Here is an 18,233-nt window from a genome sequence, read left to right as displayed (position 1 = left end):
GGCGGCCGGGCGGACACTGGGGAGAGGAGCCAGTGCGCGAGGAGGGTCCGCCATGAGAAGTGCCGCACCCAAGGTCAGCACGTTGCCGACGGAGCACCGGGAGCGCCTGATGGCCTTCGCCGAGGACGTGTACTTCGACTCCGGTCACCGACTGTTCGAGGAGCAGCAGCACGCCGACCGGTTCTGGATCGTGAAGACGGGCGCGGTGACGCTCGACGCGAAGGTGCCCGGCCGTGGATCGCCGGTGATCGAGACCCTGCGTCACGGGGAGCTGGTCGGCCTGTCGTGGCTGTTCCCGCCGTATCTGTGCCAGTCGGGGGCCGAGGCTATGACGCCGGTACGGGCGTACGAGTTCAACGCCCCGGCCGTCCGTTCGATGTGCCGCTCGGACACGGAGTTCGGCGCCTCGGTCATGTTCTGGGTGGGCGCCATCCTGGCCCACCGCCTCCAGGTGACCCGGGTCCGCCTCCTCGACCTGTACGCCCCGCACGGGAGCGGCATCCTGGCCTGAGGCTCACGGGGCCGGCCGACTGCCTTCTCTCCGGGAGCGGGACGGTACGGTGGGAGCGGTCGGCGGGGCGGGCCCGCCCGTCGCCGGCCTCCTCCCCCGCTCCGGCGACGAGCTGCGAGGCCAGGCATGAGCGAACCGACTTCGGCACGCGAGGCGATCGCCCTCGTCTGTGGCGACGACTTCTCCGAACTTCCTTTCACCGAGGGCCCTCTGGCGGCTGACGGGCCGCTCGGCTGGCCCGGCTACTCGGCCGCCCACGCCCGCGCCTCCGCCCGTACCGGCGAGACCGAGTCGGTGGTCTGCGGTACGGGTGTGGTGGGCGGGGTGCCGGTGGTCCTCATCTCGTTCGAGTTCGGGTTCCTCGGCGGTTCCCTCGGCGAGCGGACGGGGGCGCGTGCCGCCGCCGCCCACGCGCTGGCCCGTGCTCGACGGCTGCCCGTGGTCGTCCTGCCGGCCACCGGCGGCAGCCGGATGCACGAGGGCATGCGCGCCCTGCTCCAGCTCCAGTTCCTGGCGGGCGAGTCCGCTCTCACCCGGGCCGCGGGGCTGCCGCAGCTCGCCGTCCTGCGGGATCCGACGACGGGCGGCGGCTGGGCCACGCTCGGCGCCGGGTCGGACGTCGTCCTCGCCCTGCCGGGGGCGCAGGTCGCCTTCGCGGGTTCCCGTGTCCGCCCGCCTGACGCGGACCCCGCCGCGTACACCGCGGAGGCGCAGCTCGCGCACGGCCACATCGACGCGATCGTGCCTCCCTCCGCGCTGCGCGACACCCTCGGCCGCTGGCTCTCCCTGCTCACCCGCCCCGCCGAGGGCCCGGTCCCGCCGCCGCCCGCACTCGGCGATCCGGGTGCGCCGCCCTCCGCGAGCGGCCGGGAGGCGGTGGCGCGCGCACGGCACCCCGGGCGGCCACGGGCCGGGGCGTACCTCGACGCGGGGTTCACCGTGCGTGAGGAGATCTCGGGCGACCGCTGCGGCGGGGTCGACCCGGGTGTGCGGTGCGGATTCGGACGGCTCCCCGACGGCCGTACCGTCGCCTACGCCGCCCAGTGCGGTACGGCCACCAGGCCGGCCGGCTTCCGTACGGCCGCCCGGCTGGTACGGCTCGCGGACCGGCTCGGCATCCCCGTCCTCACGCTGATCGACACGCCGGGGGCGGCCAACGACCCGGCGGCGGAGCGCGCGGGTGCGGGTCCCGCCATCGCCGACCTGTTCGCCGCCGTCGCCTCCGCGCGCGTCCCCCTCACGTCCCTCCTCATCGGCGAGGGCGGTTCGGGTGGCGCGCTCGCCCTCGCCGCGCCCGGCAACCTCTGGGCCACACCCGACAGTTACTTCTCCGTGATCGCCCCGGAGGCGGCCGCGTCCATCCTGAAGCGCCCACCGGAGGACTCGGGCCCGACGGCCGACCATCTGCGCCTGCGCCCGCAGGACCTCGTCGCCCTCGGGGTCATCCGGGGCGTCGTCCCGGCGTAGACCCGGCGCGCGGGCGCGGTGACGGGGGCACGGCTGGCCGAACGGGTGGGCGCGGGTGACCATGGAGGGCGGGACCCGACCGGGAGGCCGGCAACGCTGGGAGGCACCCGTGGCGCACACCGGCACCACCACCGACGTACTGATCGTGGGCGCGGGACCGGTCGGTCTGAGCGCCGCCGGGGAACTCCGTCGCCACGGGGTGCGCTGCCGGCTCGTCGAGCGACTGCCGGCCCGGTTGCCGTACGCCAAGGCGGTCGGGATCCAGCCGCGCACCCTGGAGCTGTGGGACCGGATGGGCCTGGTCCGCGCGGTGCTCGAGGCCGCGGTCCCGATGCGGGGTCAACTGACCTATGTCAACGGCCGGGAGGCGGCACGGATCGACCTCGAGCTGCCTCCCGAGGTGCCGTACGGATTCGCCGCGCTGCCGCAGTACGAGACCGAGCGCCTCCTGGAGGAGTACCTCGCCGGTCTGGGGGCGGTCATCGAACGCGGCACGGAACTGATCTCGTTCGAGCAGGACGCGGACGGTGTCACCGCGCGCCTCCGCACCGCGACGGGGGCCGACGAGGAGCTGCGGGTCCGCTACCTGATCGGCTGCGACGGCGCGCACAGCGTCGTACGCAAGACGCTGGGCCTGTCGTACGGGGGCGGTGCGCTCCCGGCGGCGTACATGCTGGGCGATGTCGTGGCCGAGAGCGACTGGGACCTGCCCGCCGGGTACGCCCTCCGCTCCGAGCACCGCGCCGCCGACGGTTCGACCGATGACGTGCTGGTCTGCATCCCGCTGCCGGGGGCGGGGCGCTACCGCATGTCGATGAGGGTGCCGCCCGGCCTGGCGGATCCTGCCGATGCGCAGCCGGAGTCCGGTCGCGTCGCCCACGGCCTCCAGGGCGGGGACGGCCCGAACCTGGCCCATCTCCAGGCCGTCGTCGACCGGCTCGCTCCGCGTCCCACCCGGCTCTCCGGCCTGCGCTGGTCCTCGGTCTTCCGCATCAGCCACCGCATCGTCGACCGCTACGGCGTGGGGCGGGTCTTCGTCGCGGGCGACGCCGCCCACATCCATCCGCCCACCGGCGCGCAGGGCATGAACACGGGCGTCCAGGACGCCGTCAACCTGGGCTGGAAACTCGCCCTCGTGGTGCGCGGCGAGGCCGGTCCCGCTCTGCTCGCCAGTTACGACGCCGAGCGCCGTCCGGTGGGCGAAGAGGTCGTCGGCCGTACCGTCCGGCATTCCACCCGGGGCTTCGAGAACGACCCCGACGACCGGCGGACCGTGATCCTCCGGGAGGCGCAACTCCTCGTCGGCTACCGGGACGGTCCGCTCTCGGGCACGCCGTACGGCCCGGTCGACGCGCCGCAACCGGGTGACCGCGCCCCGGACTGCGCCGGGCTCACCACGTCCATCGCCGCCTTTCCCCTGCGTCTGCTCGACGTCCTGCGCGGGCGCCTCGGGCACGTCGTCCTGCTGTACGGGGCGGAGGTCGCCGCCCTGGCGGGGGCTGCGGCGGAGGCGAGGGAGGCCGGCGGCGACGCCCTCACCGTCCTCGCCGTGCTGCCCCGGGAGGTCTCGGGGCCCGCGCAGGCGCCTCTCGACTCCCTCGGGGTGCCGGCGTATCCGGATGCCGCCGGGGAGTTCGCACAGCTCTACCGCCCCGAGGGCGACACCGGCTTCCTCGTACGCCCTGACGGGCAGCTCGCCGCCCGGTTCCCGCTCGGCGGCACCACGGCCGCCCTGTCCGCCTACCTCAGGACGCTGACCGCCTGAGCCGCTCCGTGACCCGTGAGCCCATGCCCCATCGCCGGTCGCCGGTCGCCGGTCGCCGGAGGCGCCTGGCCGTCTCACCCCTCCGGTGGCAGGGCCTCCGCCGTCGTCTCGCGGGCCTTCCGTAGCGCGGTGTGGACCGACCAGACCACCGAGACCAGCGGCACCGCGACCACCGCGCCCACGACGCCCGCGGCGATCGAGCCGGCGATGACCGAGATCGCCACCACCAGGGGATGCAGCCGGACGGCCCAGCTCATCACGAGCGGGTGCAGGAGGTGCCCTTCGATCTGGCCGATCACGACGATCAGGGCGACCACGATCCCCGCCACCAGTGGGCCCTGCGACGCCAGGGCCACGACGGCGGCGACGGCGAGGGCGATCGGTGAACCGATCAGGGGAATGAACGCGGCCAGGAATTCGAGCAGGGCCAGGGGCACCGCGAGCGGGACGCCGAGGAGCCACAGCGCGACGCCGACGAGCACCGCGTTCACCGCCGCGACCAGCACGATCCCGTGGGTGTAACCGGTGAAGGTGCGCCAGGCCGCCCGCCCGCCGACCGCCACCCGGTCACGGGCCGAGGGGGGCAGCTGTGCCTGGAACCACACCCACTGCCGGTCCCCCGAGTGGATGAAGAACACCGCGCAGAACAGCGCGAGGGCCAGGGTCGTCAGGACCGCCACCAGATGGCCCGCTCCGCTCAGCGCCTCACTGACCAGGGTCGAACGGTGGCTGGAGACGAACGCGCCGACCTTGTCCTGGAGGCCGGTCAGTGCGCCCGGGTCCACCCGGAACGGCGGGCGTTCCAGCCAGTCCTCGATCCTGACGATGCCGTCCCGGAACTCCCGTACCAGGGTCGTCCGCTCGCCCGCGACCGCCTCGCCGACCAGCGCGAGCGCGCCGAGGACCAGCGCGATGCTCCCGAGCAGGGTGAGGGCGACCGCCGGCGGGCGTGGCAGGCCCCGGGCCACCACGTCGGCGACGGGGCGCAGCAGCGCGGTGATCACCAGGCCGAGGAACACGGCCACCCCGACCTCGTGGAAGCGGCCGAGGACCGCGAACAGGCTGTAGACGAGCGCGCCGACGACGAGCAGCCGCCACGCGTAGGCGGCGGCCGTACGAAGGAAGGGGGTCACCGTCGGTGGTGTGCCTGGCTGCATGGCGGACGACGTACCACCGCAGGACCCCTCCCCCACGCCCGCGGCCCCACATTCGCCCGACACGCCCGCGGGATTCGCCCGACCGGGGCTGACGGGCGGCCGCCCCCGGGTCCGGGCCACGGCCGGGTTCCCCGGCGAACGCCCGCCGTCAGGACCTCGTACGGGGTGCCGACGACGGCGGTATCGACGACGCGGGTGCCGACGAGGCCGGTGCCGACAGCGCCGGTGCCGACAAGGCCGGGAGAGGCGAGATCGCGGTGGGCTCCGTGGCGGCCACCGCTGCCACGGCCGCCCGCTCGTGGTCCGTCCATTCGAGGAGCGTCAGGTCGTTCCGGCCGGCCTTCAGGCGGGCCTCGGCCCGGACCCACAGCCGGAGCAGCTCCGGGCCGGGGTCCGGCCGGGCCGTGGCCTCGCGGAGGTCGGCTGCGGGCAGCAGGCGGCGGAGGACCCGCAGGGGGCCGGGTCGGCGGGTGGAGGGCTCCACGTCGATGCCGATCGCACCCGGACCGACGGCCGCCGCGACCACGCCGTCGGCGTGGCTCAGGCTGATGCCCACGCCGGGGTGACCGCGCAGGTACGGGCGTCCGTGCCCGTGCCGCCCGCAGGTGGGGCACAGCTGGTCCGGGGCCGACTCGTCCCACGCCAGGCCGGTGAAGCGGGCCACGCACAGCCGGGCCAGGAGCCGGGCCGCCGTCACGTCGTCGCGGCGGGCGGGCAGTCGTACGCCCGCGAGCCGGCGCCGTTCCCAGGGTGCGAGCAGGCCCTCGTGCAGCTCCGGGTGGTCGAGGACCTCCCGGGTGGTCGCCACCACGGCCAGGCCCCTGCGGTCGTCGCCGTCCCGGCCGGCCGCCGGGCGGAGGCTCACCCGACGGCGTCGCTCAGGAAGCGCCGACGGACGCGCGAGAGCGTACGGAAGTCGTCGATGGTGACGTCCTGGAGGTCGATGGTGGCGCCGGACATGTCCTCCAGGAGGTCGATGAACTCGAGGAAGTCCATGGAGTCGATGAGACGGGCCTCGATGAGGTCCTCGTCGGCGTCGATCGGGCCGTCGAGGCCGGGGTTCTTCTCGTGCAGCCACGCGGCGATGCGTTCCATGGGGCGGGGTCGCTCCTTACTGGTGTTGCGGGATACGGGTGGGCCGCGTCTCAGAGGCGGGCGTCGCGGAGGCGGACCAGGGCCTGGTCGGGGGTGCCGTGGGCGAGGATCATCGCGTGGATCCATCGCTCCAGGCCGAAGGCGACGCAGGCGCTGTACGCCGGTCCTTCCGAGCCGGCGCGGATGTCCAACCGCTCGCCGAAGAAGTTGCGGTGGCGGTTCACGGAGGCGATGGCGGTTCCGTCGGGGGCGCAGAACTCGTGCTTGACGGGGTCGAGAGCCATCAGCCGGGCCCGGGAACCGCCCTTGTCGTAGAACGGGTCGTCGGCCACGGCCCTGTTCAGTTCGAGGCCGAGACGTGCGGCCGCCTCCAGGACGAACTCCGCTCCCCGGTCGAGGTGTTCGAGGGCGCCCTGCCGGGTGCCGAGGTACAGGACCTCGCGCATGTGGAAGCCCCAGAGCCGGCGCAGCCCGTCGTAGTGGGTCTCGTTGCGGAAGCAGCGGCCGGCGGCGGAGAGGCGGAGGCCGTCCTCGCCGACGTCCCGGCCCTCCAGGGAGAGCAGGAGTCCGTAGCAGGTGGCGGACGGCAGGAGGTGGCCGGTCGGCCGGAGCGGCAGCTCTCCCGGTGTCCCGCCGGCCGCGAGCCCGTCGAGTACGTCGGGGGTGAAGCGCCCGGCGGAGACGCCGAGATGGGGGAAGTTGCGGAAGAAGTCGAGTCGCGCCAGGCCCTCCACGGACAGCAGCGGGGGGCCGACGACCTCGGGCGCGGACAGCCGTGCGGCCAGTCCGGTGAGCAGCTCGTCCAGGCCGCGCAGGAGCGCGGTGTGGACCGGGTCGAGGGTGATCAGGCCCGCACCGGGACTCCGCAGACCGCCGTCAGGCAGAGCTGTGGTGCTGGATGTGCTCATGGATACCGCTCCCTGTGTGCTGGGCGTGGCGAACAGTCGAGGGTGTCGGGTCGGATGGGGGCGGCACGCATGCCGACCGATACGCCATCAGGGACCGGACTGCGCAGGGGGACACTAGGCCAGCCCCGCGGATATTGTCTAGACCAAAGCTACCCGCCCGGCAGGCCCTGTCCAGCGGCGACCAGAGGGATCCGGCCAATCAACTCCGCATATTGAGATGGCACTTGACAGCCACTATGGTCTAAACCAATTCTGCTGAACGGCGTGGCCCCCGCACACTCCGCGCCATGTCGCAGCCGTCCGTCCACACCGTCCGTCGATGCCGTCGGCCACCGGCCCCACGCCGGGGGTCGCCCCGTGCTGTCCACCGGTCGGGCCGCCTCCCCGACTCCCGCTTCGGAAGGACCCCATGGACTCCCGCCCTGGAGGGACCACATGACGACCCCCGCTCCCGACCGTTCCCGGCCCCGTCCCCGGCTCCACCGCGCCGTCTCGGACCGGCCGTACTTCAGCGCGGACGGCGAGTCCTACCTCGCACAGACCACCCTGCGGGAACTGACGAAGACACGGCCGCTGCGGGTGCTCTCCGAGGAGGACTTCGCCCACTGGCAGACGTACGGCTACGTGATCGTCCGCGAGGCGGTCCCGGCGGAGGCCGCGCGACGCCTGCTCGACTTCACCTGGGACTTCCAGGGCCTGGACCCCGACCGGCCGGACAGCTGGTACGAGGACCGGCCGTTCCGTTCCGAGCTGGACCGGCAGCTGCACGTGTACGGCTTCGTGGAGGCGTACCACCACCAGCTCCTCTGGGACAACCGGCAGGCCCAGCGGGTCTACGACGCCTTCGTGGACGTGTGGGACTGCGAGGAGCTGTGGGTCACCCAGGACCGGCTCAACCTCAACCCGCCCAACATCAGGAACCGGGACCGCGCCCTGATCGAGCCCACGGACCGGGGCTTCGACATCGAGCTGCACTGGGACATCGACACGACGCTCGGCGTCCCGCCGCAGCGGGTGCAGGGCATCATCGCGCTCAACGACACCCGGCCCGAGTCGGGCGGCTTCCAGTGCTGCCCCGAGCTGTTCCGGCGCTTCGAGGAGTGGAAGGTCGGCGCACCGGCGGACCGGGACCCCCTGCGTCCCGCCGTGGACCGGACGGAGTACCCCGTCCTGCGGCCCGACCTGCACCCCGGCGACCTGCTGATCTGGAACGGCCTCCTCGCGCACGGCGTGGCGCGCAACACGTCCCGGGACCAGGTGCGGGCCGTCCAGTACCTGTCGATGATGCCCGCCCTGGAGGAGCACGAGCGGCTGAGGCGGTCCCGCGTCGACGCGTGGCGGCACCTGCGGACCCCGCGCTGGAACCGGACCCTGGTCGGCGACCCCGTACGCCACGAGTCCGAGCGGTACCCCACCGCCACCCTGAACGCACTCGGGAGCCGCCTGCTCGGACTCACCTCGTGGAGCGACACGAGCGGGACCGACGGCACGGACAGCGCGGGCGGCGCGGGCGGGTCCCGGGCTCGTACCGCCACGGGCACCGCTGCCCCCACCGTCCCCGGTCAGAGCGGGGAGCCGGCGTGCGCCGTGTCTGTCTGACCCTGCCCACGGACCGGGCCTGCGCCGCGACCCTGAGCGCCGTGGCCGAGGAAGCGGCCTACGGCGCCCGTCACTTCGGCGTCGAGGTGCGTCTGCTCGTCCTGGACTCCTCGGACGCCCCCGTGCTCGCCGAGCACCGGAAGGTGGTGGCGTCGCTGCCCCCGATGCCCGGTGTGGTCGTGCACCACCTCGACGAGGACGAGCAGCGGACCTTCCTGCTGGAGGTGATCGCCAGGTCCGGCGTCCCCGGGCCGGACCGGATGCTGGACCTGATGCTGCCGACCCGGGTCTCCTACGGGGCCTGCACCAACCGCGCCTTCCTCATCGCGGAGGCGCTCGGCTGCACGTCGGTGCACCGCAGGGATTCGGACAGCCGGTACCAGTACCTGGACGGCGAGCCGGTCTTCCCCCTCCACCACGAACTCACGGCGCTCGGGCGGCGCGCCGCCGACGTGGCCGGTCTGGTGTCCCGGAGCAGGCTCGATCCGGCGTACGCGGACCGCCAAGTGGCCATGGTCGGCGGCTCCTTCGTCGGCGAGATGTCGGTGGACGTGGCCGAGATCCGGGGGCTCGACCCGGCCGTCTACGAGGACGTCGTGGGCCTGTCGATCCCCGCCGGCTATCCGGAGGTCTGGCGCAGGAACCTGATCGACGAGTCCTTCCGGGGCGCCGGAACCGCCGCGTTCACCGTCGACCGCACCACACTCACGAGCGTCAGCCCGACCCGCGTGGACATGTGCAACGTCGCCTTCGACCGCGAGGTCTACGGCCGCGTCCCGCTGCCGCCCGCCACCGACACCATCGGCAGCGACTACTTCCTCATCCACCTGGTCCACGACGCGGGCCTGCCGGGGGTCCTCCACAACAGACACATCGTCAATTTCCATACCTCTGAACGCCGCTCGGACGACGGCTTCCTCTCCTACCAAGTGCGGTTCGCCAAGTTCCTGCTCTCCTCCCCACACCTCGGCGACGTGTACGCCCGGACGAAGGAGGCGGGCGACGGCCTGCTCGACGCCGACGGCCGTGTCCGGCCCGCCGCCGTCGCCGGGTTCGCGAGGGACAGCACCCGGGTGGACCGGTCGGAGAACGTCGAACGGCTCGACGTCCTCGACCGCTCGTACCGCACCCTGGGCGGCCGCTACGCCACGGCGGCGGACCTGCTCGCCGCCCGCCGCGACCGCCTGCTCGACGAGGCCCGGCAGGACATGGAGGACTTCGCGTTCCTGACCGAGGCCTGGGAGTCGCTGGCCCGGGCGAGCCGCACGTCCTCGTATCCGAGGCACCCGAACCACCCGAAGAACTCGAAGAACCCGAACCACCCCAAGCACGAGGGACGCCCGATGCGTTCGGAAACCGCCCACGCCCGCACCCTCACGGTCCGGTACGCGGGCGGTACGGAGCGCCGGGGCCCCGTCGCGATGGGGCAGGCGAACATGATCCGCTGCATGCTGCGGGACGAGCCCGCCCACATCAACATCCACGATGTGTGGCCGGTTCCCGTAGGGACACCGACGGAGTCGGCGATCGACGCCCTGCGCGAGCTCGTCGTACGGCACGAGGCCCTGCGGACGACGTTCCCGGGCGCGGCAGGCAACGCACCCCGCGAGCAAGTGGTCCATGGGGAGGGCGAGTTCACCGTGGCCGTCCTCGATCACGAGGAACTTCCCCGTGAAGCGGCAGCATACGCCGAGTCGTTGGCCCGCGACGCCCGGGGCGAGCGGTTCCGGCTCGACCGGGACTTCCCCCTCCGGATCTCCCTCGTCGCCCGGTCCGGCGCGCCCGTGTTCGTGGCCCTCGCGGCGAGCCACGCCGTGACCGACGTCAGCGCCCTCGCCGTACTGAAGGAGGAATGGCTGACCCTGCTCGCCGGGGACGCGCTCCCTCCCCTGACCTCCCTGACCCCGCTCGAACTGGCCACGGAGGAGGCGTCCCCCGCCGGGCTCCGGAAGTCGGAGGCGTCGCTGAGGCATTGGGAGCGGATCATCCGCACCGGGCCGCAGGCCATGTTCGCGGAGCCGGGCGCCGAAGGCACCGAGGTGCGCGTGCCGCAGCTCACCCTCCGGTCCCGGCGGGGCGCGCGCGCCCTGGCGCTCGTGGCGGAACGCACCGGCGGGCTGCCGTCCACCGTGCTGCTGACCGCCTGGTGCGCGCTCGTCGCCCACCGTACGGATCAGGCCACCTGCGTCGCCGCGGTCCCCACCTCCAACCGCTACCACCCCCGGCTCGCCCGCTCGGTGAACACCGTGTCCCAGGACGCCCTGCTCTCGCTCGACGTCCGGGTACCGACCTTCGACGCACTGCTGCGCAAGGCCTGGGGAGCGGCGCTCAACGCCTACCGGCACAGCCAGTTCGACGCGGTCGCCCTGTGGGAGATGATCGGGCGGGTCACCCACGAGCGGGGCAGCGGGTTCGCACGGGACGTGGTCTTCAACGACGTCAGCACGCTCCCCGCCACGGTCGCCTCGGTGACCTCCGCGGCCGTCGGCGGGACGGCGGACGGACCGGGCGCGGCGGCGCCGGAGCTGGAGCTGGAATGGGGCCAGGAGCAGGTCCTGCCGACCCGGGTCCTGACCTTCGTCCATGCGATCGAACCGGTCGTCCACCTCGGGATGTGGGCCGATCCCGCCCTGTTCGGGCCGGAGGAGGCGGAGGGCTTCCTGAAGGGCCTCATACGACTCCTGGAGGCGGCCGCCACGGGGGACGTACCGCTCGCTTCCCTGACCGAGGTGACGGGAGTGCGGCCGGTCGAGCGCGGCCCCGGGTGGTGCCTGGTGGACGGCTCCTGGACGTCGCCGCACCTCGTGGCGGAGACGCTCGCCAAGGCTCTGGGCGGGCTTCCCGTCCACGTCACCGTGGAGGACGACCCGGGCACGGACCCGGAGGGGGCGGCCCCCGGGCAGAGCGCGGACCCTGCGGAGCCGTCCCCCGGACCGACGCCGGCACTGACCGCGTACATCGCCGTCGGCGGCACCCCGCTGACTCCGGCGGACGCGCACACCGCGCTGATGGACGTCCTTCCTGGCCGTCCCGGCGTACTGGCTCCGCGCCGGTACGTGATCGTGCAGGACCCGCCGGTGGAGGCGGACCGGAGCAGCGACTGGCTCCGGCAGCGGATTCTCGTGGAAGGGACCGGCCGGGAACGGCGGATGTGACATGACGACGAACGAGGTGACCGCGCGACGGGAGAAGGGCACTCCTCCCAGCCCCTGGCGGTCGAGTCGCTTCCGGCTGTTCTTCACCGCCCGCAGCACGTCGCTCCTTGCCGACGGCATGCTGATGGTGTCGCTGACGACCGCCGTGCTCGGGGCGGGCTACGGCGCGGCCGGCGTCGGGTACGCGCTGGCCGCGTGGATGACGCCGATCGTGCTGCTCGTCCTGTTCGGCGGGGTCCTCGCCGATCGCTTCACACCGCAGGTGATGATGGTCGGCGCCGACGTGGTGCGGATGGCGGCGATGCTCGCGCTCGCGGTGCTGCTCGTCGCCACGGACGTCCGGCTGTGGCAGATCATGGCGTTGCTGGCGCTCAGCGGCGCGGCCACCGCGATGTTCCAGCCGGGCCTTGCGAGCCTGGTCCCCCAGGTCGCCGAGGACATCCAGCGGGCGAACGCGCTCCTGCGCGTCTCCGAGGCGATCTGCACCCTCCTCGGCCCCGGCCTGGCCGGCCTCCTCGTGGCCTACTGGGACGTGGCGGGCTCCTTCGTGGTCATCGCGGCGGCGTACGCGCTCAGCGCGCTCGGCCTGGCGCCGCTGCGCAGACTGGGCACCGCGAGGGACGAGAGCGACGAACCGATGTGGCACCGGCTGGCCACGGGGTGGCACGAGTTCCGGTCCCGTGGCTGGCTGTGGGGGGTCATCGCCGTATGGGCGGTGTACGGCCTCTTCGTCTTCGGCCCGGCCCTCCCGCTGGGCGCGGCGCTGCTCACCGAACAGCACGGGGCCAGCGGATACGGCTGGATCGCGTCGGCCGACGGCGCCGGCACGGTCGTCGGCGGCCTGCTCGGCATGCGGGTCCGGCCTCGACGCCCGCTGGTCGCCGGCGCCTGCGCGATGTTCTTCTTCACGCTCAACCCCCTCGCCCCTGCGCTGGGTTGGTCCTTCACCGCCACCGTGCTCACCGGGGTCGTGGCGGGCTGCGGGTTCGCCTTCTGGGGGGTCATGTGGGCGACGAGCGTGCAGTCCCACATCCCGCTGGCCGTCCTCAGCCGTGTCTCGGCGTACGACGTGGCCGGTTCCATCATGGTCATCCCGCTGGGCCGGGCCTTGGCCGGCCCGGCGGCCGACTCCTTCGGCGCGGACCGCGTGCTGCTGTTCTCGTCGGTCGTGGGCGTCGTGTGCATGGGCGTGATGCTCTGCGTTCCCGCCATCCGCGCCCTGGGCCGGAGTCCCGAGGAGCCGACGGGCCGGCCGGTGGCGACGTAGCGGCGCGGTGGTGCGCCGGGCATGTTTCGCGACCACCTGGGCAGTGGCACGGCGGAGAGGTGCGGGGGAAGACCTGCAAGGCGGTGACCGGTCGTGATCGACACGGACTTCGAGTTGTTGGACATCTCCTTGTACACGGAGGAGCCGGATCGTCGTGTGGTGCCCCTGCGGGGTCTGGACGCGCCGGACACACCCGAGATCCCGGAGGGGGCGGTGGTCAGCGTAGGACTCACCTTCCGCCTCGGCCGCGAGATCGTGGGGCTGGCGTTCGAGGACAGCCGTGTCCACGAGGGGCTCGTGCTGGCGACGGTGCGCACGGTGCTGGGCGGCTTCCGGGCGGGTGGTCCGTACGAGGTCAGGCTGCAGCCGGAGCGGCTCTCGGTGGGACGGGTGCATCGCGGGGTCTACGAGCTGACCGGCCGCTTCACGGACGGCGACGGACGTGAACTGGCGGTGGCCCACCACCGGATCCGCGTGGTCCCCCAGCCGGCGGCGTACAAGCGACGTGCAGTGACGGCGGCCCCCGGCCCCGCCCAGCGGCTCTCCGGAGCACCCGGCGGGAGCCTGGCGTGGTGAGGCGGGCGCGGGCCTGGGCCGGGCGGGCGGAACGGGCTGTGCGCCCTTGCACGGAGTGACGTGCGACCTCTTCGGACCGGCCTCGTACACCGTCCCTACACCGTCCGTAGCCTTCCGTCCGTCCGTCACTCCGCTGTCGGCGCGTCGCCGACGGTGTCATCCCGTGGTGGGCGCGTGGTCGAGGGTGAAGAGTCCGCCGTCGGGGTCGCGGAGCGTGATCTGGCGCTTGTCCCCCCACTCCTGGCCGGTGACCGTGCTGCCACCGTTCTCCAGGGCCAGGGAGACCGCCGCGTCCAGGTCGGACACTTTGAAATGGACGAGCCAGCGCGGTCGGAGCTGCGGTTTCGGCGCGGCTCGCTCGATCGGGCCGCTGTTGAGCCGGGCCACGGGGCGCCCCCGCCGCCGCAGCACGACCTGGTCCTCCTCGTACGAGGTGTCGCAGGAGCCGTCGCCGTCGTTGTCGCCCCAGCCCAGCACCTCGCCGTAGAAGAGCGCGGCGTCGAACGCGTCGGCCGTGTGGAGTTCGAGCCAGGCCGGTGAGCGCTCGGCACCGACGCTCCACTCGGCCAGTACCTCGCCGTCCCAGACCCCGAACACGGCGCCCTCCCGGTCGGCCACCAGCGCCGCTCTGCCGCCGGCCGGGAACGACACGGGACCCACCCCGACCGTGCCCCCTCGCTCGCGTACCCGCCCGACCGCCTCGTCGGCCTGGTCGACGGCGAAATACGGAGTCCAGGCCACCGGCACGGCGAACTCCCCGGCGACCGCCCCGATCCCGGCCACCGGTACACCGTCGATCTCCGCCACCGAATAGGCCCTGCCGAAGCGGCCCTCCCGGAAGGACCAGCCGAGCACCGCACCGTAGAAGCGCTCCGCCGCCTCCCGGCCGCGGGCCGCGAGACTGAGCCAGCAGGGGGCGCCGATCACATCCGCCGCTACCAGAACCACCGGACTCCTCCGATCTCGATTCTCCGAGTTCTCATCTCGTCTCCGCCGCTGTCCCGTCCGCCGTGCTACAGCGCCCGGGGGCCGAGGTGGCGTTCCGCGGCGAGGACGGCGTCGTGGGTGGTCGGCCTGCCCATCAGGACGCACAGCGTGTAGGCGGCGTCGTCCATGGCCCGGGCGGCCGCCGGGTCGCCCGGTTCCGCCGCGAGCCGGGCCCGGCAGCCGCGCAGACGGGTCAGGACCTCCTCGGTCCGCTGCCGGTTCGGCGCGAGCCCCACCGACGCGGGTGCCGACGCCTTGGAGGTGCGGGCCGCCTCGACCGCACGGCGCAGGGCCCGCTCGATCCGTGCGGGCAGGGGCGTGCCCTCGGTCCCCGCGACCACGGCGACCGCCAGATCGTGGACGTTGATCCGGGCGAGGTCGGCCGCGGCCGCCAGGATCCGCTTCGCGTCGCGTGTCGTGCACGGGGTGGCGGCCATCAGCACGCCCACCGCTCGCGCGGCGGCGGTCGGCGTGGTCGACGGCTGCAGGACGGGCTCGACGGTCATCGGGGGGTCCTGAGGCAGGTTCGCGGGCATCGCCATGGGGATTCCCTTCCTTCCAAGGCCGCCGGGCGGCAATGGTTGCGCGTAGGGAAGGTGTTCCCACCCTACTGGCGCCGGTACGCGGCACTCAGGGACCGTGCCTGCGTTCTCGGGCGCCGGACCGGGTCCGTATCGACGGCCGACGGGCTCCCCGCCGTCACCTGCGCGGCGAGCCGCCCTGCCACTGCCCCGATCCGGCCACCCGCACACTCCCGTCCGGCACCGGCCTGCGCGGGACGCGGTGGAAGCGGTCGGCCTCCGGCAGTAGCGTGACGAGCAGGAACGGCTGCTCGTCGGCGGCAGGGCCGGACCGGCGGGACCCACCGCCCCGTCCGGTCGTCGGCGGGACGCGGCGTGAGGAGGTGCATCGGCCATGGCGCGTCTGGCGGTCACGGCGGAGGAGCTGATCGTCCGGCTGTCGTGGTGGGAGAAGCTGGTCGCGCGCCGGGGCGACGTCCACCTGCCGCTCCGGGCTGTGGAGAAGGTGGAGGCCGACTCCTCCTGGTGGCGTGCGCTGCGCGGGTCGCCGGGTCGGGGCGCGTGGATCCCCGATGTGCTCTCCCTCGGCGTGAGGGACGTGTCCGACGTGAAGGACTTCGTCGCCCTCCGCCCCCGGCAGGGAGGAGTGGTCAGCGTCGACCTTCGGCCGGATGCCGCTCCGTTCGCCCGGGTCGCCGTGTCCGACCGGATCCCCGACGGAACGGCGGCCACCGTACGCACCGCCCTCATCCACCTGCGGGACGGCTGACAGGCGGCACCTGTCGGCACCTGCCGGTACGACGGGACAGCCAGGACGGCAGGAGGCGCACCCGCCAGCAGTCGTCGGGTGCGCCTCCACAAGCGAACTGTGGACGTGATCAGCCTTCGCTGTAGGTCGTCCGCGTCTCGCGCTCTGCCGCCTGGTGCTCGGGGGCGCGGGCCGGGCGCGCCGCGTCGGCACCGCCGACGCGCTTGTTGCTCTTCGGTGCCGTCTTGGCCTGACGGCCGGCCCGGTCCTTCGGCGAAGTCTTCTTGGCCACAGCTGCTCACTCCTCGTGAGTCGGGGGGTTGGACATCACCACCGTGGCACCTCCGACTACGACGCGCATGTCGATCAGTCACAGAGAGTGATGCCGGGGTGGGTGTTCCGAACCACCCCCCGGCGGCTCCGATCAGGGACTCGTGTGCCCGAGTCCTTGGTGGAGGGAGGAGACCCAGTACCCGAGGAACCCTTTCTGGAACGGGCCGCGCAGGATCGAGCTGATGGTGACCTGTCCGATCACGGTCTCCCCGGCGACCACCACGCCGGGCCACACGAGTCCTCGGCCGTGGGAGGCACGGAGGGAGGCGATGACCGAGGCCTGCCCGTCGGGCGTGTAGAACTCCTCGGGCCTCGCGGGCAACCAGCGCGCATACGCCTGCCGGTCCCGGGACAGCAGATCGGCGAGCGCGGGGCCGTCGGAGGGTTCGATCAGGCGAATCGGCGTGGGACTCCCAGGTGTTCTGCCGTCTTGTCGGCCGCGGTGGTCGGTCGGTGCGGAGGAGTCTCGGAGGGGCGGTCGATGGTACGCCGCCGTCGGCCCGGCCACTTCGCCGAGGTCAGCCTCCGGCCATGGCGCGGGTGACGTCACGTCAGTTCGGTCCGTACTCGGTCCACGGACGCAGCTTCTCCGGGTTGCGGACCGCCCAGATGCGAGCGACGCGGCCGTCGGTGAGACCGAACGCCGCGACGGTCACGGTGACACCCGCGTGCTGGGCGACGAGGCCGGGGCGGCCGTTGACCGTCCGCTCCAGGAGCGTCAGGCCGGGGGCCTTGTCGGCGATGTGGATCAGGTACCGGGCGATGCGCTCACCGCCGTCGACCGGACGGAGGACGGTGCCGACGAGGCCGCCGCCGTCGGCGGTCATCGTGGCCTCCGGATCGAGGAGCCCGACCAGGGCCTCGATGTCCTTCGCCTCCCAGGCCTCCTTGAAGCGCCGCACCAGAGCGGCCTGTCCGGCAGCGGGAACCGCGGGAACGGGCGTGCCCACCGAGCGGCCCACCGGCGTCACCGGAGCCTGCGCGGTGCTGATGCGCCGACGGGCCGAGGTCGCCAGCTGCCGGCAGGCCGCCGGCGTCCGGCCGACCATCTCCGCGACCTCCGCGAACGGGTACCGGAAGACGTCGTGCAGGACGAACGCCACGCGCTCGGCCGGCGTCATCGACTCCAGTACGACGAGGAAGGCCATGTTCACCGACTCGTCCAAGGTGATCCGGTCGGCGGGATCGGCCGACTCGGCCCCACCCCCGCCCGACGGCCCGCCGACCCACTCCCTCCGGTCGGGCAGCGGCTCGGGTATCCACGCGCCGACGTACCGCTCGCGCCGGACCCGTGCCGAGCCGAGCAGGTCCAGACAGACCCGGGTGGCCACCGTCGTCAGCCAGGCGCCGGGCGCTTCGACGGCGTCCTGCCGTGGGCGCGACATCGCGTACCAGCGGGCGTACGTCTCCTGCACGGCGTCCTCGGCCTCGACCAGCGAACCGAGCATCCGGTAGGCGAGGTTGGTCAGATGGCGCCGCTCGCCGACGACCTCGGTCAGGCCCGGCTCGGACGGGGTACTCATGGTCGCGACGCTCCCTGCGCTCATCCTGTCCACCGGCGTTCATCCCGCCCGCCACCTGCGTTCTCTCGTCCGCAGGCGCGACGCACGCCCCGCCCGGTCGGCGCCCGCCTCACATTTCGCGGGCCCACGTCGTCGGACTACCGAGACACTACCGATCCACCGCCGCGAGGCAGAAGAGGGGACCGCGTCATGGCCACAGAGACGACGGCGACACCGGGCAGACTCACGTTCCTTCGGGTCACGGTCGCCCTGCAGACCGTGGCGCTGGCCTTCCAGGCGGTCACCGCCGGAATGCTGCTGTCCTCAACGCTCGGTGCGGCGCTGCACGACGTCGGATCGCGCGTGATGTACGGCGCGTCGATGCTGTACGCGCTCGCGGCGGTCCTGGCCTGGCGGCCGGGCGGCGGGTCGCCCCGGCCCGCCCTGTACGCGTCGGGCTTCCTCGTACTCGCTTCGATACAGGTGGTGTTGGGCATCGCGCACATGCCGTCGCTCCATGTCCCCCTGGGAGTAATGATGTTCACCCTGAGCGTCCTGGCGCTGGTCGTCACCGGGCGGCCGACGGACGAAAAGGGGCCGAAGCGGACCGGCCGCTCCCGGCTGGGCACGCATTAGGCGTCC

At 73.4% G+C, this 18,233-nt stretch carries 18 protein-coding genes; 9 read left to right on the top strand and 9 right to left on the bottom strand.

What is annotated here, in order from left to right:
* Positions 1 to 52 precede the first annotated feature (52 nt).
* From ABZ567_RS17565 to ABZ567_RS17555, 3 genes are all read left to right on the top strand, one after another.
* Positions 53 to 511, top strand: coding sequence for a cyclic nucleotide-binding domain-containing protein (locus ABZ567_RS17565; protein ID WP_360790343.1), 459 nt, complete (start codon positions 53 to 55; stop codon positions 509 to 511).
* Between the two features lie 126 nt (positions 512 to 637).
* Complete coding sequence (locus tag ABZ567_RS17560) at positions 638 to 1,978, top strand: carboxyl transferase domain-containing protein (RefSeq protein ID WP_360790340.1); 1,341 nt, start codon at positions 638 to 640, stop codon at positions 1,976 to 1,978.
* A gap of 109 nt (positions 1,979 to 2,087) precedes the next feature.
* Positions 2,088 to 3,743 carry an FAD-dependent monooxygenase gene (locus ABZ567_RS17555; protein ID WP_360790337.1) on the top strand — a complete coding sequence of 552 codons (1,656 nt, stop codon included), beginning with the start codon at positions 2,088 to 2,090 and terminating at the stop codon, positions 3,741 to 3,743.
* 74 nt (positions 3,744 to 3,817) lie between these two features.
* Here ABZ567_RS17555 and ABZ567_RS17550 read toward each other — a convergent pair whose 3' ends face one another.
* The 4 genes from ABZ567_RS17550 to ABZ567_RS17535 form a co-directional block, all read right to left on the bottom strand.
* Positions 3,818 to 4,900, bottom strand: a complete 1,083-nt coding sequence (locus tag ABZ567_RS17550) for an AI-2E family transporter (RefSeq protein WP_360790334.1) — start codon at positions 4,898 to 4,900, stop codon at positions 3,818 to 3,820.
* A 148-nt stretch (positions 4,901 to 5,048) separates the two neighbouring features.
* Positions 5,049 to 5,765, bottom strand: coding sequence for a 4'-phosphopantetheinyl transferase superfamily protein (locus ABZ567_RS17545; RefSeq protein ID WP_360790331.1), 717 nt, complete (start codon positions 5,763 to 5,765; stop codon positions 5,049 to 5,051).
* Positions 5,762 to 5,995: an acyl carrier protein gene (locus ABZ567_RS17540; protein ID WP_360790328.1), complete on the bottom strand. Its 234-nt coding sequence runs from the start codon at positions 5,993 to 5,995 to the stop codon at positions 5,762 to 5,764. The genes ABZ567_RS17545 and ABZ567_RS17540 overlap by 4 nt, the downstream gene beginning before the upstream one ends.
* 50 nt (positions 5,996 to 6,045) lie before the next feature.
* A complete protein-coding gene (locus tag ABZ567_RS17535) occupies positions 6,046 to 6,903 on the bottom strand; it encodes a hypothetical protein (RefSeq protein ID WP_360790325.1) in 858 nt (285 codons plus the stop codon).
* Between the two features lie 435 nt (positions 6,904 to 7,338).
* On the opposite strand from ABZ567_RS17535, the gene ABZ567_RS17530 reads away from it, so the two are divergent.
* From ABZ567_RS17530 to ABZ567_RS17515, 4 genes are all read left to right on the top strand, one after another.
* Positions 7,339 to 8,502, top strand: coding sequence for a phytanoyl-CoA dioxygenase family protein (locus ABZ567_RS17530; protein WP_360790322.1), 1,164 nt, complete (start codon positions 7,339 to 7,341; stop codon positions 8,500 to 8,502).
* The gene (locus tag ABZ567_RS17525) at positions 8,484 to 11,657 is read left to right on the top strand and encodes a DUF6271 family protein (protein WP_360790319.1); all 3,174 of its coding nucleotides are present in this window, start codon (positions 8,484 to 8,486) and stop codon (positions 11,655 to 11,657) included. The genes ABZ567_RS17530 and ABZ567_RS17525 overlap by 19 nt, the downstream gene beginning before the upstream one ends.
* A 1-nt stretch (position 11,658) precedes the next feature.
* Positions 11,659 to 12,924 (top strand): MFS transporter, encoded by a 1,266-nt coding sequence (locus tag ABZ567_RS17520; RefSeq protein WP_360790316.1) that lies wholly within the window; start codon positions 11,659 to 11,661, stop codon positions 12,922 to 12,924.
* A gap of 93 nt (positions 12,925 to 13,017) precedes the next feature.
* On the top strand, positions 13,018 to 13,500 hold the full coding sequence (locus ABZ567_RS17515) for a hypothetical protein (protein WP_360790313.1): 483 nt from the start codon (positions 13,018 to 13,020) through the stop codon (positions 13,498 to 13,500).
* 156 nt (positions 13,501 to 13,656) lie between these two features.
* On the opposite strand, the gene ABZ567_RS17510 is transcribed toward ABZ567_RS17515, so the two are convergent.
* Both ABZ567_RS17510 and ABZ567_RS17505 read right to left on the bottom strand, forming a co-directional pair.
* A complete protein-coding gene (locus ABZ567_RS17510) occupies positions 13,657 to 14,448 on the bottom strand; it encodes a VOC family protein (protein WP_360790310.1) in 792 nt (263 codons plus the stop codon).
* 65 nt (positions 14,449 to 14,513) lie between these two features.
* Positions 14,514 to 15,029 carry a DUF5133 domain-containing protein gene (locus ABZ567_RS17505; RefSeq protein ID WP_360790307.1) on the bottom strand — a complete coding sequence of 172 codons (516 nt, stop codon included), beginning with the start codon at positions 15,027 to 15,029 and terminating at the stop codon, positions 14,514 to 14,516.
* A gap of 373 nt (positions 15,030 to 15,402) precedes the next feature.
* Between ABZ567_RS17505 and ABZ567_RS17500 the strand changes: the two genes are divergently transcribed.
* The gene (locus ABZ567_RS17500) at positions 15,403 to 15,777 is read left to right on the top strand and encodes a hypothetical protein (RefSeq protein WP_360790304.1); all 375 of its coding nucleotides are present in this window, start codon (positions 15,403 to 15,405) and stop codon (positions 15,775 to 15,777) included.
* Between the two features lie 109 nt (positions 15,778 to 15,886).
* On the opposite strand, the gene ABZ567_RS17495 is transcribed toward ABZ567_RS17500, so the two are convergent.
* The 3 genes from ABZ567_RS17495 to sigJ form a co-directional block, all read right to left on the bottom strand.
* Positions 15,887 to 16,048, bottom strand: coding sequence for a hypothetical protein (locus ABZ567_RS17495; RefSeq protein WP_360790301.1), 162 nt, complete (start codon positions 16,046 to 16,048; stop codon positions 15,887 to 15,889).
* Positions 16,049 to 16,180: 132 nt separating this feature from the next.
* Positions 16,181 to 16,411: a hypothetical protein gene (locus tag ABZ567_RS17490; protein ID WP_360790298.1), complete on the bottom strand. Its 231-nt coding sequence runs from the start codon at positions 16,409 to 16,411 to the stop codon at positions 16,181 to 16,183.
* A gap of 229 nt (positions 16,412 to 16,640) precedes the next feature.
* Positions 16,641 to 17,612 (bottom strand): RNA polymerase sigma factor SigJ, encoded by a 972-nt coding sequence (gene sigJ, locus ABZ567_RS17485; RefSeq protein ID WP_360790296.1) that lies wholly within the window; start codon positions 17,610 to 17,612, stop codon positions 16,641 to 16,643.
* 189 nt (positions 17,613 to 17,801) lie between these two features.
* Between sigJ and ABZ567_RS17480 the strand changes: the two genes are divergently transcribed.
* Positions 17,802 to 18,227 carry a hypothetical protein gene (locus tag ABZ567_RS17480; RefSeq protein WP_360790293.1) on the top strand — a complete coding sequence of 142 codons (426 nt, stop codon included), beginning with the start codon at positions 17,802 to 17,804 and terminating at the stop codon, positions 18,225 to 18,227.
* Positions 18,228 to 18,233 lie beyond the last annotated feature (6 nt).

The organism is Streptomyces sp. NPDC016459, from assembly GCF_040632845.1.
Classification (GTDB): Bacteria; Actinomycetota; Actinomycetes; order Streptomycetales; family Streptomycetaceae; genus Streptomyces.
The sequence above is the reverse complement of the archived record's forward strand: the minus strand, read 5'-3'. Positions and strand labels throughout refer to the sequence as shown.

What these genes read in the sequence shown, in the direction of transcription:
- ABZ567_RS17500 (WP_360790304.1), top strand. Translation starts at nt 15,403, where the DNA reads ATGGCGCGTCTGGCGGTCACGGCGGAGGAGCTGATCGTCCGGCTGTCG.
- ABZ567_RS17520 (WP_360790316.1), top strand. Translation starts at nt 11,659, where the DNA reads ATGACGACGAACGAGGTGACCGCGCGACGGGAGAAGGGCACTCCTCCC.
- ABZ567_RS17560 (WP_360790340.1), top strand. Translation starts at nt 638, where the DNA reads ATGAGCGAACCGACTTCGGCACGCGAGGCGATCGCCCTCGTCTGTGGC.
- ABZ567_RS17535 (WP_360790325.1), bottom strand. Translation starts at nt 6,903, where the DNA reads ATGAGCACATCCAGCACCACAGCTCTGCCTGACGGCGGTCTGCGGAGT.
- ABZ567_RS17550 (WP_360790334.1), bottom strand. Translation starts at nt 4,900, where the DNA reads ATGCAGCCAGGCACACCACCGACGGTGACCCCCTTCCTTCGTACGGCC.
- ABZ567_RS17505 (WP_360790307.1), bottom strand. Translation starts at nt 15,029, where the DNA reads ATGGCGATGCCCGCGAACCTGCCTCAGGACCCCCCGATGACCGTCGAG.
- ABZ567_RS17480 (WP_360790293.1), top strand. Translation starts at nt 17,802, where the DNA reads ATGGCCACAGAGACGACGGCGACACCGGGCAGACTCACGTTCCTTCGG.
- ABZ567_RS17530 (WP_360790322.1), top strand. Translation starts at nt 7,339, where the DNA reads ATGACGACCCCCGCTCCCGACCGTTCCCGGCCCCGTCCCCGGCTCCAC.
- ABZ567_RS17565 (WP_360790343.1), top strand. Translation starts at nt 53, where the DNA reads ATGAGAAGTGCCGCACCCAAGGTCAGCACGTTGCCGACGGAGCACCGG.
- sigJ (WP_360790296.1), bottom strand. Translation starts at nt 17,612, where the DNA reads ATGAGTACCCCGTCCGAGCCGGGCCTGACCGAGGTCGTCGGCGAGCGG.
- ABZ567_RS17540 (WP_360790328.1), bottom strand. Translation starts at nt 5,995, where the DNA reads ATGGAACGCATCGCCGCGTGGCTGCACGAGAAGAACCCCGGCCTCGAC.